Genomic DNA, 13,290 nt, shown 5'->3' with positions numbered 1-13,290 from the left:
GACTCCTATTCAAATGTTTCTCGTCTTTCATCGTAGAGCACATCATCAATATAGAACTTCAGATATAGCTCCCCGATACCTGTGATATTGATTTGAACACGTTCCTCTTCTTTTCTATGGATCTGATTGTAAACGACCTCTTCGACACCGTCGGTCACTTTGGCGACCTTGATGATATAGAGGTCCTTATCCTGCTTAAGCGGAATGATAAACTGTCTTGTCACTCCCTCGCCCGGTGTCACTTCAGTGGAGGGCTCCGTTATCTCAGGAGTTTCAGGTCCCAGCGAGATGGTCAAATTGACATAAGTCCCTTCCTTTACCTCTTGGCCCTGGGCGATCGACTGTTCCACGACAAGGTCCACTTCGAACTCGTCGCTATATACCGTTTCAATCGCCCCATAGTTCAAACCGATTTCCTTAAGAAGTCTTATCGCATCTTCCTGAGTACGCCCTTTGATATCGGGCATGTAAACGGTTTTTGATTCAGACCCGAGACTGACGACCAGCACGACACCGTCGCCCTTTGCGATTTCACTACCCGACTCAGGTGTTTGTCTGAGAATCAGTCCCGCAGGCAGTTCGTTGTATTCCTCCTGGACTTCGACAAGATCCACCTGCAGGTTTGAAAGTGTCACTTTCGCCTCTTCTAAAGTCTTGTTTTTCAGATTAGGCATTTTTTCGATTTTACGACCCAGACTCAAGATCACTTGAATCTTCTGTCCCTCTTTGACCATCGTACCCGCTTGCGGACTTTGGCTCACGATGCTGTTGGCATCCACCGTGTCCGAGTAGACGGTATCCACCTGTTCAAGATACAGACCGTTCTCAGCAAACAAGGTGCTGACTTCGGTATAATTCTGCCCGACGATGTTCTCCAGTTCGAACTCCTGAAGTTTTGATGCGACTTTAAAGGGCTTTGCGAAAATAATCGTCAGTGCGATCAGCGCGATCAGCACTCCTAGGAATGCGACGACAACCACACCTACAGGATTCGCCTTGTTCTTTCTTGTTGTCTGTACTCTTTTTTGTGTCGACATCTTTTCTACTCCAGCTAACTTGTCCTCTTTATCCAGATAATCCGACAGATCCGGCATCACCATCGTGCGGGACATATCGTCATAAGCTTCATCTTCTTCAAATTCAAGCGGCCGATCAGGACTGATGGCCATTTGCTCAAATCGTTCTATCATTTCGAATATGCTTTGATACCTTCTTGCCGGTTCCTTTTGAATGCTTTTCATGATCATTTTTTCAAGAGCGGGATTCAAATGGATGTTTACTAGCGACGGCGGCACGACTTCCTCTTTCAAATGCTTTAGCGCGATAGTGATCGGCGTGTCGCCTTCAAAAGGCACCCTGCCTGTTGCAAGCTCATAAAGCAAAATTCCAAAGGAATAGATATCCGACCGTTTATCTACAAATCCGCCTCGGGACTGTTCCGGTGACGCATAGTGGACAGAGCCGATCGCCTCATTGGTATTCACCATCGTAGAGGATGTCGCGGCTCTTGCGATTCCAAAATCCGCCACCTTGATGACACCCTCGTCTGTGATCAGTATGTTCTGAGGTTTGATATCCCGGTGAATGATCCCTTTGTCGTGTGCCATTTGAAGGGCTTCGGCAACTTGAAGCGCAATGTGGATGATCTGGTCGTTTCTTAAAAAGACATCATGGCTTTGTATGAATTCCTTGAGTGTTCTTGAATTGACGAGTTCCATGACGATATAGTGCACATCACCATCGTGTCCGACATCGAAAATATTGACGATATTCGGATGCTGCAGACTCGCAGCAGACTTGGCTTCCTTGTCGAACCTACCCAAGAGTTCCTCATCCTTGTTGAATTCCCTCTTTAGGACCTTGACAGCGACCAAACGGTTAAGCACATGGCACTTCGCTTTGTAAACCGTGCTCATGCCGCCTTCGCCAATTTGTTCGATAATTTCATATCGGTTGCTTAGCATTTTTCCTATCATTTACTTCACCTGTTCTTCATGTTCATTTGATTTTGCTTTAGCGCCAATAAGGATAATGCTGGTATTGTCTTTTCCGCCATGCTCATTAGCAAGCTCCACCAGCTTTTTAGCGGCCGATCCATTGGATTTGGCAGTCAATACCACCGAAAGAATATCCTCTCTACTTACCATATTCGTTAAACCGTCCGTGCACAGCAACAAGATATCGTCGCCATACAGCTCATAGCTTATCAGCTGAGGCTTGACTGGCAGTTCCGATCCAAGGGCCTGTGTGATCACATTCCGTTTTGGATGGGTAAGCGCCTGCGCCTGCGAGATGGTTCCGGCATCGAGCAGCTCCTGCACGAGGCTATGGTCCTTTGTCAGTTTTTTAAGCTGCCTGCCGGTGATGACATAGGCGCCCGAATCCCCTACATGGCAAATCCAGACCCTCTTGTAATCCATCAGGGCGACTACCGCCGTTGTTCCCATTCCGGTCAGTTCATGGTCTGTCAAAGACATCTCATACACGTGTTTATTGGCAGCGTCAAACGTATCCAAAATGATCGTTTCGACTTCTCTTTCACTCAAACTTTTAAAATCATGCCGCTTAAGCGTGTTGAGCAGAAACAGCGCAGCCTCTTTCGAAGCCACTTCTCCACCCAGGTAGCCGCCCATGCCGTCACATACGATGTACAAACCCGACGCTTCATCAACAAGAACAAAATCCTCATTGACCTCCCTCACCAGACCCACATCCGAATAAATTCCTATATCCATTGGAAACCCCACACTTCATTGTCTTTCATCATCAGTTCTTCTTTAGCTTGGCAATAAAGAAACCGTCCGACCATCCCGAAGATTGCCTCAAGGAGACGAACGAATCAGTCGGTTCACATGCGAAGGAAAAATCCACACCTAGATTCTCAATTTCAAATCCGTGGTTATCCTGTAGAAAACGTTCTATCTGATCTTCGTTTTCTTCTCTCTCTATTGTACATGTAGAGTATAACAAAATACCACCACTTTTAACATATTGACTTGCAACCTTAAGCATTTGAGCCTGAACCTCGACGAGTCCCTCGATATCCTCGATCGATTTTCTCAATTTGATCTCCGGTTTTCTACCGATGATTCCCATTCCCGAACATGGTGCGTCAAGCAAGACGACATCATAGCTTCCCACATCCTCTTGTCTAAGCTTTAGGGCGTCCTGTACTCTCAGGGTCATGTTATCAAGCTTAAGCCTGTCTTTGTTTTCTTTTACCAGCTCCAGTTTATGGGGGTGTATGTCGCACGCGACGACCTCACCGGTCCCTTGAAGCCTGGACGCGATATCGGTACTTTTACCACCAGGTGCGCTACATAGGTCAAGCACCCTCATTCCTTTTTCAACCGACGCCGCCATACCGACAAGCATGGAGCTGACATCCTGCACGAAAACGGTTCCATCCACAAAGCATTGAAGCTGCTCCAAGCGGTTGTTGCCTAAGGATTTAACGATAATCGCATGTTCGACGTATTCATGCCGCATACAGTCTACGCCGTGCTTTCTCAGTTTTTCAATGACAGAGGATGTACTTTCTTTTAAGGTGTCCACCCTCAGCGTCAAGGGTTTTTGGCTGAGGTCGGCCTCTAAAAGCTTGCGTGTCTCTTCCTCACCGAAATTTTCGATCCATCTTCGTACAAGCCACTCGGGATGCGAGTACCTGATCGAAAGCGCGTGTGCGACAGGTGCTTCAGGTAGTTCCACAGGCTCTCTCAAGGCATTTCTCAAAACAGCGTTGATGAACCCGCTCGCGAAGGAATACTGTTTTTTCGCAGCACCCACGTAACGGTTGACAACCGCGTGGTCTTTTCTTCCATCCAGATAAAGAAGCTCGTACAGTGCTGCCATCAGCAGGTACTTCACTTCTGGTTTCATCCGTTTTTTTGCGTAATGGCTCAGCGTATATTCAAGAAGCATCCAGTTTTCGATCACGCCGTAGACGACTTTTCTCAACATTCTCGCATCCTGCGCGTCCAGCCCGGCCTCGGTGATCATCTGATTCACAACGATATTGGAATAGGCTTCGTCACCCATTATTTTCTTTATCGCCTTTACAATCCATTTTATATCACGATTTTGCATATTCGCACCTCCTGTCATGTATTCTATAAAACACAAACAACGACTAAGGTCATTTGACACTAGTCGTTGTTGAAATTCAGTCTCTATTTCTTACCATGAGCATTCTGATCAGTTGCGCTATGGCCACTGCCAGTGCAGCGACATAAGTCATCGCCGCAGCGCTTAACATTCTTTTCACACCCGCGGTCTCTTCATCGTTGACAATTCCGAACTCTGTCAGTTGTAGTTTCGCGCGCTTACTGGCATCGAACTCTACAGGAAGTGTGATCGCCTGGAACAACACCGCTCCAAAGAACAGAAGAATCGCCGCGTCCATCACAAGCCCTCCGACAAGTCCTCCTGCAAACCTGCTGATCAGGTATCCAGCCAAGAAGAGAAAACCGACGTATTTGGAGCTTGCGACAGCCGCAGGAAGCAGCGCGTTCCTTACACCTATGAGCCCGTAGTTTTCGGCATGCTGTATGGCATGACCGACTTCATGGGCGGCAATGGAAACCGATGCGATACTGTTGCCGTCATGCACGCCGGGCGACAATCTTACCACGTTCTTTTTAGGATCGTAGTGATCGCTCAACATCCCTTGGGCGCTTTCTATCTTCACGTGCCTAAGCCCGTTGTTGTCAAGTATGAATCGAGCGACGTCATGCCCCCTAAGCCCTCTTTGAGTACCTATTCGCCCGTATTTTCGGTAAGCCGACTTTACCTTTTGCTGAGCGATCATCGCCCATATGAAAGTGCCGAAAACTAAAACCAGCACGATTGGATTTGACATCCCGTATCCTAAATACATCATTCACCTCTCTAGTTTGTAATAAACTTTTCAATCACCTGAGACAAAGCCACGATATCGACCTGTGTGTCTCTACAGGGGCCTAAAGGTCTTTCGTTCGAAAGCGCCCATACAGGAAGCTTTTTCATATCGAGAAGACCGCTTGTCAGGTCGCGCTCGCAGGCGACCGCTATGATGAAGCGCGGCCTAGTCTCGAGTATCGCTTTTCTTGCCAGCGTTCCACCAGAGGCGATCACGCTTTTCACACCGTACTTCTTTTCAATTTCAAGCAGATCACCGATAGAGCATCTACCGCAAACGACGCAGTGATTCAGCTCGCCTGTGACCTTCCTGCCGCAATCCGACGCCTGCAGACAGTGCGGAGTGAGAATCATCATTTCTCTAGATGAAATCTTCAACCTGCACTTTTCCATCAGCTGATTGTTTACTTCAATCAGCTGATTCCTCAACCAAAGTCTTATCTCCTCGCCCTTGAAAAACACCTCGACCAGAGGATAGACCATTAAAAGCTGATACCTCAAGACCAATATCGCTTTGGTGGAAATTCCACCACTAAGTGCGACCAGCATCATCAATCCTAAGAATACGACATAAAATCCTGTGAGCACTACCATGCCAAAGACGACGACGAGCAGGGCGAATTCGCTAAAGCTCGAAAGCAATCCGAAGACCACAAACATGACAATCATTGTTGCCATGCCTAAGAAAATAAGAAGTACCGGTAACTTTGTCTTCACCTTCATCAGGATATTCCCAAAAGGGTTCCCTTCTCAAGCGTATGACCTAAAACATATGCAGAAACCGGCATTCTTTTCGAACCAATCCCTTGCACTTCATAAACTTTCACGATACCGTCTTTCACCTGTACCGAAAAGTGATCCTTTTCAATTCCCATCAGACTTCCCATAGGACCGGTCACCTCGCAGGCTTCAAATGTTGCGCGGTAAATCTTGATACGGTTTCCCTCATAGGTGGTAAACGCCGCCGGCCATGGATTGAATCCTCTGATCAGGTTGACGATATCAACACCACTTTTGTTCCAGTCGATGATCGCCATATCCCTAGAAAGCATCGACGCATAGGTCGAATCCGCATCATTTTGCTTCACAGGGTCAAGCGCTCCCTGTTCCATTTTTTCAAGCGTTTCGATCAAGGCATAGGCACCTTCGACCTTTAAGGTATCGTGAAGCTCCTCATAGGTGGTTTCATCACCGATTGGCACTTTCACCACATGGAGCATGTCTCCCGTGTCGAGTCCGACGTCCATCTGCATGATGGTGATTCCGCTCTCTTTGTCGCCTTCCACAATCGCCCAGTGGATCGGTGCAGCTCCGCGCCAGCGTGGTAAAACAGAGGCGTGGACATTCAGACAACCGAATTTCGGCAGGTCAAGCAGCCAAGGTTTGAGTATCTGCCCGTAAGCCACCACCACGATCACATCGGGGTTTAAGGCTTTGAGCATCTCTTTTGCCTCATCGGTGTTGATCTTTTCAAATTGAAACACAGGAATATGATAATCAAGCGCCGCCTGCTTCACAGGTGGCGGTGTCATTTTCTTTCCTCTACCGCTAGGTCTATCCGGTTGCGTCACAACGGCGATGACATCATGGGTGGTTGTCAGGGCGTCGAGTGTCGGAACTGCGAATTCCGGCGTGCCCAAAAATATTACTCTCATTTCACACTTCCTATTCTTCGTCAGAGTACTGCGAAAGAAGCTCCAGTTCCTCATCGCTTAACATCACAGCGGTATCCGTGAACAGAATTCCGTCCAGATGGTCAAGCTCGTGGCAAAAGGCTCTGCAAAGCAGGTCATCGCCTTCTGATTCATGCCATTTTCCTTTCAAATCCTGATATCTGACCTTGACCCACTCCGGTCTTTTCACACGACCGCTAAGTCCAGGCAGACTTAAGCAGCCTTCCACTTCGAACTGCTCGCCTCGTCTGTCGATAATTTCAGGATTGATCAGTATGCGTTCACCTTCTCCATCGTAGACATCGATGACGACGACTCTTTTCAAAATTCCAATCTGCGGCGCTGCAAGACCTACGCCGTCAGCTTCATACATCGTATCGAGCATGTCATCCACCAATGTTTTCAGGCGGTCGTCGAATTTTTCTATCACTCTCGATTTTTTTCTTAAAACCGGATCTTCATCTGTTCTTATCACTCTTAAAGCCATAATAGCCTCCTTGTGCCATGTCACTCCAATTACGCCATCATCGTAGGATCAAAATCGAGATCGACGAAACAGGCTGGATCAATCAACTGATATTTGTTTTTGATAATGCCATTATACAACATTCTGACCATTTGAGCATACCCTTGTGGTGTAGATTTTATGACCAGCTGGTACCTGTACTTATTTTTAATCTTAGCATAATGAGGTCTGTTGGGCGGATACACCGTCGCATCGATCCCGTGTTTTTTAAAAACCTGCTGATAGAACTCATATATTTTTTGGCTCTGCCTTTGACAGACGTTCTGATTTTCGGCGCTGACCCTGATCACATTCAGCATCCCGTAAGGGGGATACCCCAAGAGATCGCGCATCCGCTTCTCTTCCGAGGCAAAACCTGCCGTATCGTGTTTTAACAGATACTTGAATAGGTCATGGTCCGGCTGAAAGGTCTGAATGATCACACGACCTGTTTTTCCATGTCTTCCCGCTCTGCCGGCCACCTGTGTCAGCAGCTGAAAGCTTCGTTCAGTCGCCTGGTAATCAGGCATGTTGATACTTTGGTCAGCAGAGATCACACCCACCAGCGTGACATTTGGAAAATCAAGTCCCTTGGCGAGTATCTGAGTGCCTATCAGACAATCGATGCTTCCGCTGTTGAACTCTCCCAAGATGTCGATGAGCTGAGTGCCGCTTCTACTGATGTCCGAATCCAGCCTCTCAAACCGCTTGTTCGGAAACAAGTCATTCATCAGGTCGGTCAGCTGCTCGACACCGGTACCCTTATGGATCAGTTTCTCTCCACAAGAGGAACACTCCATGTTGACCTTCTTCTCGTAACCGCAGTAATGGCAGACCATCTTGTCGCCCCTGCTGTAGATTGTCATGGGTATGTCGCAGTTCATGCATTTTTCAACTTCACCGCATCGCTCACATTGGCTGTAGTTTGCATAACCTTTTCTATTATGAAACAGGATCACTTGTTGGTTTTTAGAAAAGCTTTCTCTGATCGCATCGTATAAGGGTGTCGATATCAAACGATTCTTCATCGTGACATGTCTCATGTCCACAAGATCGATGGCGGCCATACCAGCAGAACCGATCCTATTTTTAAGCACAAGCGACTGCATCTTCCCAAGATCGACCATGTGTCTGCTGATCAGAGACGGAGTGGCGCTACCAAGCAGTAGGTCGCACGGCAGCTTGCCGGCGAGTACCTTTACAAGCTCTAAGGCATTGTAGCGGGGCAGCGTATCCGATTTGAAGGAACTCTCATGTTCCTCGTCCACGATCACCAGACCCAAGTTCTTATAGGGAGCGAACAGAGCCGACCTTGCCCCTATCACCACATCCACCTCGCCTGTGATGATCTGTTCATACAAGCGGGCCTTATCAGAAGCGGACACCCTTGTGTGGAGCACGGCGATTTTTTGGGTCACATGTCGCTTAAACCTTGTGATGAGCTGAGGTGTGAGTGAAATTTCAGGGACAAGCACAAGTACTTGATCTCCCTTTTCAAGAGCCTTTATCGCCAGCTCGATGTAAACGCGTGTTTTTCCGCTTCCGGTGACGCCTTCAAGAAGCGCATGTCTTTTACCGGATTCGTACTTCTCAAAGAGGGCTACAGCAGTTTTCTGGTCCTCTGTGAGAGGCGGAAGCGCCTGTTTATCCTCTTCAAGCCCGTGTTTGAACACATCGACTTCATCGCTTCTGACTTCGTATGTGAGTAGCTTTTTGTCAATCAGAAACTGTATGTCTTTTCTAGTGGACTGGGTCGCTTTTGTAACCGATAGAAGCGGTTGCTCTTCGACCTCATCCATATGCGTAAGTATCCTATGGCGCTTGATCGCGTTTTTACCGCACAATGCGATTGCCTCCTCAAGCGAATCGAAAGAAGTGCTGATCCATTCGATCACTCTGGGGCTTGTCTTAAACTCAAAGTTCACAATGGGGTGCAAAGCCCCTTCATCCACAAGCTTTTTGATCTTGCCTGCAGAAAAAAACTCAAGCATCTCCTCTTTTGAATAGACCTTATCCATCTCCAAGCTCTGAACGCTTTGTAAGGTTTTATAATGTTCTATCCTCACCAGCTTCTGTCCGGCGGGCAAAACCGTCTGATAAGCCTCCTGGTATGTCGCAGCATAACGGTTCCTTAACGTGTGCATCAGAAGCAGCTGCGATCTTGTGAGCCTGTAAGCGCTAGGCAGCACTTCAAGAATCAGCTTTGTCGGCACTTGTGGATTTTCATCAAAGGTCCTCCAGACTACTCCGTCGCTCACCCGATTGCCGTTTCCAAACGGCACGACAACCCGATCTCCGCTCTTAAGAGCATGACTGAACTTATCAGGCACTTCATAGGTAAACAATTGATCGAGCTCTCTTGTTCGATAATTTATAATTATTTCGGCAAACACTCGAATCCCTCCAGACATCTTTATAAAACAAAAGGGAGCATGCTACACTCCCGAAATAAGATCTCAATTAATTTTAGTAGCTATTTTATCTAGAATCAGTTCTGCGACATCCCTCTTGCTCATCAGATCATACGCCTTAGAATCTCCGGACCTGTCGATCAGAGTGACGATATTGGTATCCGTACCGAATCCCGCACCTTCTTTGGTGACATCGTTCACTACGATCATATCAAAGTTTTTCTTTTTCAGTTTCTTCATCGAGTTTTCAAAGACGTTTTCGGTCTCCACTGAAAATCCTACTGAAATCATATGACCCTTTTCCAAGCCTAGTGTTTGTGCGATATCAGGGTTTCTCTCTAGTGGAATGGCCATGTCGTCGTCACTCTTTTTAATTTTGTTCACAGCGTACTTGGCAGGCCTGTAATCAGCCGGCGCGGCAGCACCGATAAACACGTCGTGCGAATCCTTTTCAGACATCACCGCATCGAACATGTCCTGGGTGGACACGATTTCGATAATGCGGACATCCTTGGGCTTCTCAATCCTTGTAGGACCTGTGACAAGCGTCACCTCGGCTCCTCTAAGGGCTGCAATCTCAGCAAGCTGATAACCCATTCTTCCGGTTGATTTGTTGGTCAGAAACCTAACCGGATCAAGGGCTTCCACAGTAGGTCCCGCAGTGATCAGAATTCGCTTTCCGATAAGATCCTTCTTTTTGTAAAGAAGCTTACTTATCTGCCTGACGATTTCCTCAGGATGTGCTAGTTTTCCTTTTCCAATGTCATTGCACGCAAGTCTTCCACTTTCAGGTTCTACAAAATGGTAGCCCAGACGCTTTAGTTTTTCTATGTTTTCCTGAACGACCGGGTTCTCATACATGCCCGTATTCATCGCAGGTGCTATTAGTACCGGTGCCTTTGTCGCCATGACCGTTGTAGATAACATGTCATCTGCGATGCCATTTGCAATCTTGCCTATGATGTTGGCTGTCGCAGGTGCGATCACGAAAACATCAGCCTTTTTGGCAAGTGAGATATGCTCGATATCCCATGTTTTCGGTTCGGCAAACATATCGGTTACAACGCGATTAAGCGCCATGGACTGAAAGGTCAATGGCGCTACAAATTCGAGGGCCGAAGCGGTCATGATGACATCGATCGAAGCATTCATTTTCTTTAAGCGGCTCACTAAATCACATGCCTTATAGACGGCGATGCCACCAGTTACACCCAAGACAATGTTCACATCTTTCATCATCTTATCACCCCATTACTTTTTTGTGTTGTTTAACGTGAATTTTCCGTTGTAGAACTCTCTCACTGCGATAGAAATCGGTTTTGACAACTCGCTATCTATCATGACCTTGTCACCTTCAATAATGTTTCTCGCGCGTTTTGAAGTTGCGATTACAAGTGCGTAACGGCTACCAGCCATTTGTACCAATTCGTCAATCGATGGTTTCAACATGATTATATCTCCTTTATTCCAGCAATTATATTTGCCATATCTTCAACAACCCTATGTTTCTCTGCATGAATTATATTTTCAAGCGTCGTTACCGCACGCTCAAGATCATCATTAATAATATAATAATCGTACTTCTTGATGAAGTCAATTTCCTTAAAGGCGCTACTGAATCTTTTTTCCAAGCTTTCCTGAGTTTCAGAACCTCTTTTTATGATCCGGTTCTTAAGTTCCGACATGCTCGGTGGAAGCACAAAGAGGTAGATTCCTTCAGGGTATTTATCTCTGACCTGCATGGCTCCTTGGATGTCTATCTCAAGAAGCACATCCTCACCCGCTGCAAGCTTGTCGATGACAAACTTCTTAGGTGTTCCATAATAGTTGTCATACACTTGTGCATGCTCGAAAAAACCGTCTTCGCTGAGTTTTTCTACAAAATCGTCCTTCGTCAGAAAGTGATAGTTGATTCCATCCACTTCGCCGTTTCTTGGCTGTCTCGTGGTCGCGGATACCGAAATGTTGATTTCGGGGTGGCGTTCCAGAAGCGCCTTGCAAATTGTTCCCTTACCTGCACCAGACGGACCTGACACAACCAGTAGTAATCCTCTTCTAATCATCTTATCCCTCATTACTCAATATTTTGGATTTGTTCACGAATTTTTTCCAGTGTGCTTTTCAGCTCAACCACATCGTTTGAAATATCCACATCAGGCGACTTAGAGCCGATCGTGTTCACTTCCCTATTCATCTCCTGAATCAAGAAGTCCAGCTTTCTTCCTTTCGGTGTGTCCAGTGAAAGAATTTCACGGGCATGGTCGATATGCGCTTTAAGACGGACTATTTCTTCTTCAATATTCGTCTTGTCGGCAAATATCGCAACCTCCATCAAAATTCTAGCTTCATCGATCTCATGGCCTTCCAAGAGGTCCTTGATTCTATCCATCATCTTGGCTTGATGCACTTTGACGATTTCAGGCGCCCTGTCTTCAATGTTCGATAGGACATCCACCATCAACTTGAGATTCTTCTCGACATCCTCACCCATTCTGACGCCTTCTGTAGCCCTCATGCCGGCAAGACTGTCAAGAGCGTTGTCAAGAGCTCTCATCAGAAGTTCGGATACCGCTTCCTCGTCGATTTCCTGAGTTTTGATCTCAAGCGTGTCGTTAAACCTTGTAAGGAGGTTCAGACTGATCTTATCGCTGATCTCGTAACGACCTGCAACTTGACTGAGCGCGCCGTGGTATTCATCGATCACTGCGAAGTTAGGCTTCACCACATAGTCGTTCGCCTGGTAGTTCTCCACTTGAATGTAGACTTCCACTCTACCTCTATCCACTTTAGATTTGATCACTTTTTTCATGTCTTCTTCAAAGACATTGAACTTCTTAGGCATCTTGATATGGAAATCCGTGTAACGATGGTTCACCGTCTTGATCTCAAGCGTGATTTTCATCATTTCATTTTCCGCGTAGCCTCTTCCAAAACCAGTCATACTAAACAACATGTCTACACCTCTTTTATATAGTCACCAATCGCAATCAATACCGCATCGCCAGTCAATGTTACATTTTTCTTATCCAGTTTCACATGCAGATCTCCACCGGGAGCCCTTAATTTCACGTCGCTGCCGATGAGGTCCGCTTCCTTTAGCACCGAAGCGCTGGCACAGGCTCCCGTACCGCACGCAAGCGTAAGACCTGCGCCTCTTTCCCATGTCTTGATGACCACCTCAGAATCGCTTATGACCTTTACAAAGTTGACGTTAACACCTTCTGAAAATCTATCATCCTTCTCAAGTTTCGGTCCTAGACTGATCGTCTCCTCATCATCCGGCCAGTAATACACCACCAGATGCGGCACACCCATATTGACAACCGTGCCCGGGTAGACCTTGCTTCCTATCTTAAGACTGACTTGTTTTTCGCTAAGGTAGGCATACGGCTCCACCTCACCCATGTCAATCGAAATTCTAGATGTCTTATAGCTGTGATCTATCACAGTCACCCTGTAAAACCCTGCAGGTGTCTTGACATCGAATGTCTTTTCTTTGATCTTTCTTGTTTCGACAATGTATTTCACAAAGCATCTAAGTCCGTTTCCACACATTTTCGCCAGTGATCCGTCGCTATTGTAAAATAGCATTTCACAAAATTCCTCATGATCCACAAGCACCATCAAACCGTCCGCACCGATGCCGAACTGCCTATGGCAAACTTCTTTTGCGAGCGTATCGAGTTCGACACCGACCGTTTCAGAAGCTTCCATTATGATGAAATCATTACCTGCAGCCTGTAATTTTGCAAACTTCATGAATACTCCTTTATTAAAAACAAACTTTCCAACCGAATAGGAAAAC

The 13,290-nt window shown here is 46.7% G+C and carries 13 protein-coding genes; all 13 read right to left on the bottom strand.

Annotated features, from left to right (window positions below; all coding sequences use genetic code 11):
• Nucleotides 1-5 precede the first annotated feature (5 nt).
• The 13 genes from pknB to dapF all read right to left on the bottom strand — a co-directional run bounded on the left by pknB (nt 6) and on the right by dapF (nt 13,244).
• Nucleotides 6-1,976: a Stk1 family PASTA domain-containing Ser/Thr kinase gene (gene pknB / locus DWB64_RS02300; RefSeq protein WP_129486572.1), complete on the bottom strand. Its 1,971-nt coding sequence runs from the start codon at nt 1,974-1,976 to the stop codon at nt 6-8.
• Entirely contained in the window at nt 1,977-2,735 is a 759-nt protein-coding gene (locus tag DWB64_RS02295; protein WP_129486571.1) for a Stp1/IreP family PP2C-type Ser/Thr phosphatase, read from the bottom strand.
• Nucleotides 2,736-2,766: 31 nt separating this feature from the next.
• Nucleotides 2,767-4,086: a 16S rRNA (cytosine(967)-C(5))-methyltransferase RsmB gene (rsmB, locus tag DWB64_RS02290; RefSeq protein WP_164980192.1), complete on the bottom strand. Its 1,320-nt coding sequence runs from the start codon at nt 4,084-4,086 to the stop codon at nt 2,767-2,769.
• A 76-nt stretch (nt 4,087-4,162) separates the two neighbouring features.
• Nucleotides 4,163-4,879: a zinc metallopeptidase gene (locus DWB64_RS02285; RefSeq protein ID WP_243118939.1), complete on the bottom strand. Its 717-nt coding sequence runs from the start codon at nt 4,877-4,879 to the stop codon at nt 4,163-4,165.
• Between the two features lie 8 nt (nt 4,880-4,887).
• Nucleotides 4,888-5,619 carry a DUF116 domain-containing protein gene (locus DWB64_RS02280; protein WP_129486569.1) on the bottom strand — a complete coding sequence of 244 codons (732 nt, stop codon included), beginning with the start codon at nt 5,617-5,619 and terminating at the stop codon, nt 4,888-4,890.
• On the bottom strand, nt 5,619-6,551 hold the full coding sequence (gene fmt, locus DWB64_RS02275; RefSeq protein WP_129486568.1) for a methionyl-tRNA formyltransferase: 933 nt from the start codon (nt 6,549-6,551) through the stop codon (nt 5,619-5,621). The genes DWB64_RS02280 and fmt overlap by 1 nt, the downstream gene beginning before the upstream one ends.
• A 10-nt stretch (nt 6,552-6,561) precedes the next feature.
• Entirely contained in the window at nt 6,562-7,056 is a 495-nt protein-coding gene (def, locus tag DWB64_RS02270) for a peptide deformylase (protein WP_129486567.1), read from the bottom strand.
• Between the two features lie 29 nt (nt 7,057-7,085).
• Complete coding sequence (priA, locus tag DWB64_RS02265) at nt 7,086-9,467, bottom strand: primosomal protein N' (RefSeq protein WP_164980191.1); 2,382 nt, start codon at nt 9,465-9,467, stop codon at nt 7,086-7,088.
• A 63-nt stretch (nt 9,468-9,530) separates the two neighbouring features.
• Nucleotides 9,531-10,721: a bifunctional phosphopantothenoylcysteine decarboxylase/phosphopantothenate--cysteine ligase CoaBC gene (gene coaBC / locus DWB64_RS02260; protein ID WP_348983812.1), complete on the bottom strand. Its 1,191-nt coding sequence runs from the start codon at nt 10,719-10,721 to the stop codon at nt 9,531-9,533.
• Nucleotides 10,722-10,736: 15 nt separating this feature from the next.
• Nucleotides 10,737-10,934, bottom strand: a complete 198-nt coding sequence (gene rpoZ, locus DWB64_RS02255; RefSeq protein WP_129486564.1) for a DNA-directed RNA polymerase subunit omega — start codon at nt 10,932-10,934, stop codon at nt 10,737-10,739.
• Between the two features lie 2 nt (nt 10,935-10,936).
• The gene (gene gmk / locus DWB64_RS02250; RefSeq protein ID WP_129486563.1) at nt 10,937-11,560 is read right to left on the bottom strand and encodes a guanylate kinase; all 624 of its coding nucleotides are present in this window, start codon (nt 11,558-11,560) and stop codon (nt 10,937-10,939) included.
• Nucleotides 11,560-12,438, bottom strand: coding sequence for a YicC/YloC family endoribonuclease (locus tag DWB64_RS02245; RefSeq protein ID WP_129486562.1), 879 nt, complete (start codon nt 12,436-12,438; stop codon nt 11,560-11,562). The genes gmk and DWB64_RS02245 overlap by 1 nt, the downstream gene beginning before the upstream one ends.
• A 2-nt stretch (nt 12,439-12,440) precedes the next feature.
• Nucleotides 12,441-13,244, bottom strand: coding sequence for a diaminopimelate epimerase (dapF, locus tag DWB64_RS02240; RefSeq protein WP_129486561.1), 804 nt, complete (start codon nt 13,242-13,244; stop codon nt 12,441-12,443).
• Nucleotides 13,245-13,290: the final 46 nt, after the last annotated feature.

The organism is Fusibacter sp. A1, from assembly GCF_004125825.1.
GTDB lineage: Bacteria > Bacillota > Clostridia > Peptostreptococcales > Acidaminobacteraceae > QQWI01.
Note: the sequence above shows the minus strand (reverse complement) of the source record. Positions and strands in the feature narration are given on the sequence as shown.

Coding starts and splice junctions, on each gene's coding strand:
- DWB64_RS02285 (WP_243118939.1), bottom strand. CDS start 4,879: ATGATGTATTTAGGATACGGGATGTCAAATCCAATCGTGCTGGTTTTA.
- dapF (WP_129486561.1), bottom strand. CDS start 13,244: ATGAAGTTTGCAAAATTACAGGCTGCAGGTAATGATTTCATCATAATG.
- coaBC (WP_348983812.1), bottom strand. CDS start 10,721: ATGAAAGATGTGAACATTGTCTTGGGTGTAACTGGTGGCATCGCCGTC.
- gmk (WP_129486563.1), bottom strand. CDS start 11,560: ATGAGGGATAAGATGATTAGAAGAGGATTACTACTGGTTGTGTCAGGT.
- pknB (WP_129486572.1), bottom strand. CDS start 1,976: ATGATAGGAAAAATGCTAAGCAACCGATATGAAATTATCGAACAAATT.
- def (WP_129486567.1), bottom strand. CDS start 7,056: ATGGCTTTAAGAGTGATAAGAACAGATGAAGATCCGGTTTTAAGAAAA.
- DWB64_RS02280 (WP_129486569.1), bottom strand. CDS start 5,619: ATGAAGGTGAAGACAAAGTTACCGGTACTTCTTATTTTCTTAGGCATG.
- fmt (WP_129486568.1), bottom strand. CDS start 6,551: ATGAGAGTAATATTTTTGGGCACGCCGGAATTCGCAGTTCCGACACTC.
- DWB64_RS02295 (WP_129486571.1), bottom strand. CDS start 2,735: ATGGATATAGGAATTTATTCGGATGTGGGTCTGGTGAGGGAGGTCAAT.
- rsmB (WP_164980192.1), bottom strand. CDS start 4,086: ATGCAAAATCGTGATATAAAATGGATTGTAAAGGCGATAAAGAAAATA.
- rpoZ (WP_129486564.1), bottom strand. CDS start 10,934: ATGTTGAAACCATCGATTGACGAATTGGTACAAATGGCTGGTAGCCGT.
- DWB64_RS02245 (WP_129486562.1), bottom strand. CDS start 12,438: ATGTTGTTTAGTATGACTGGTTTTGGAAGAGGCTACGCGGAAAATGAA.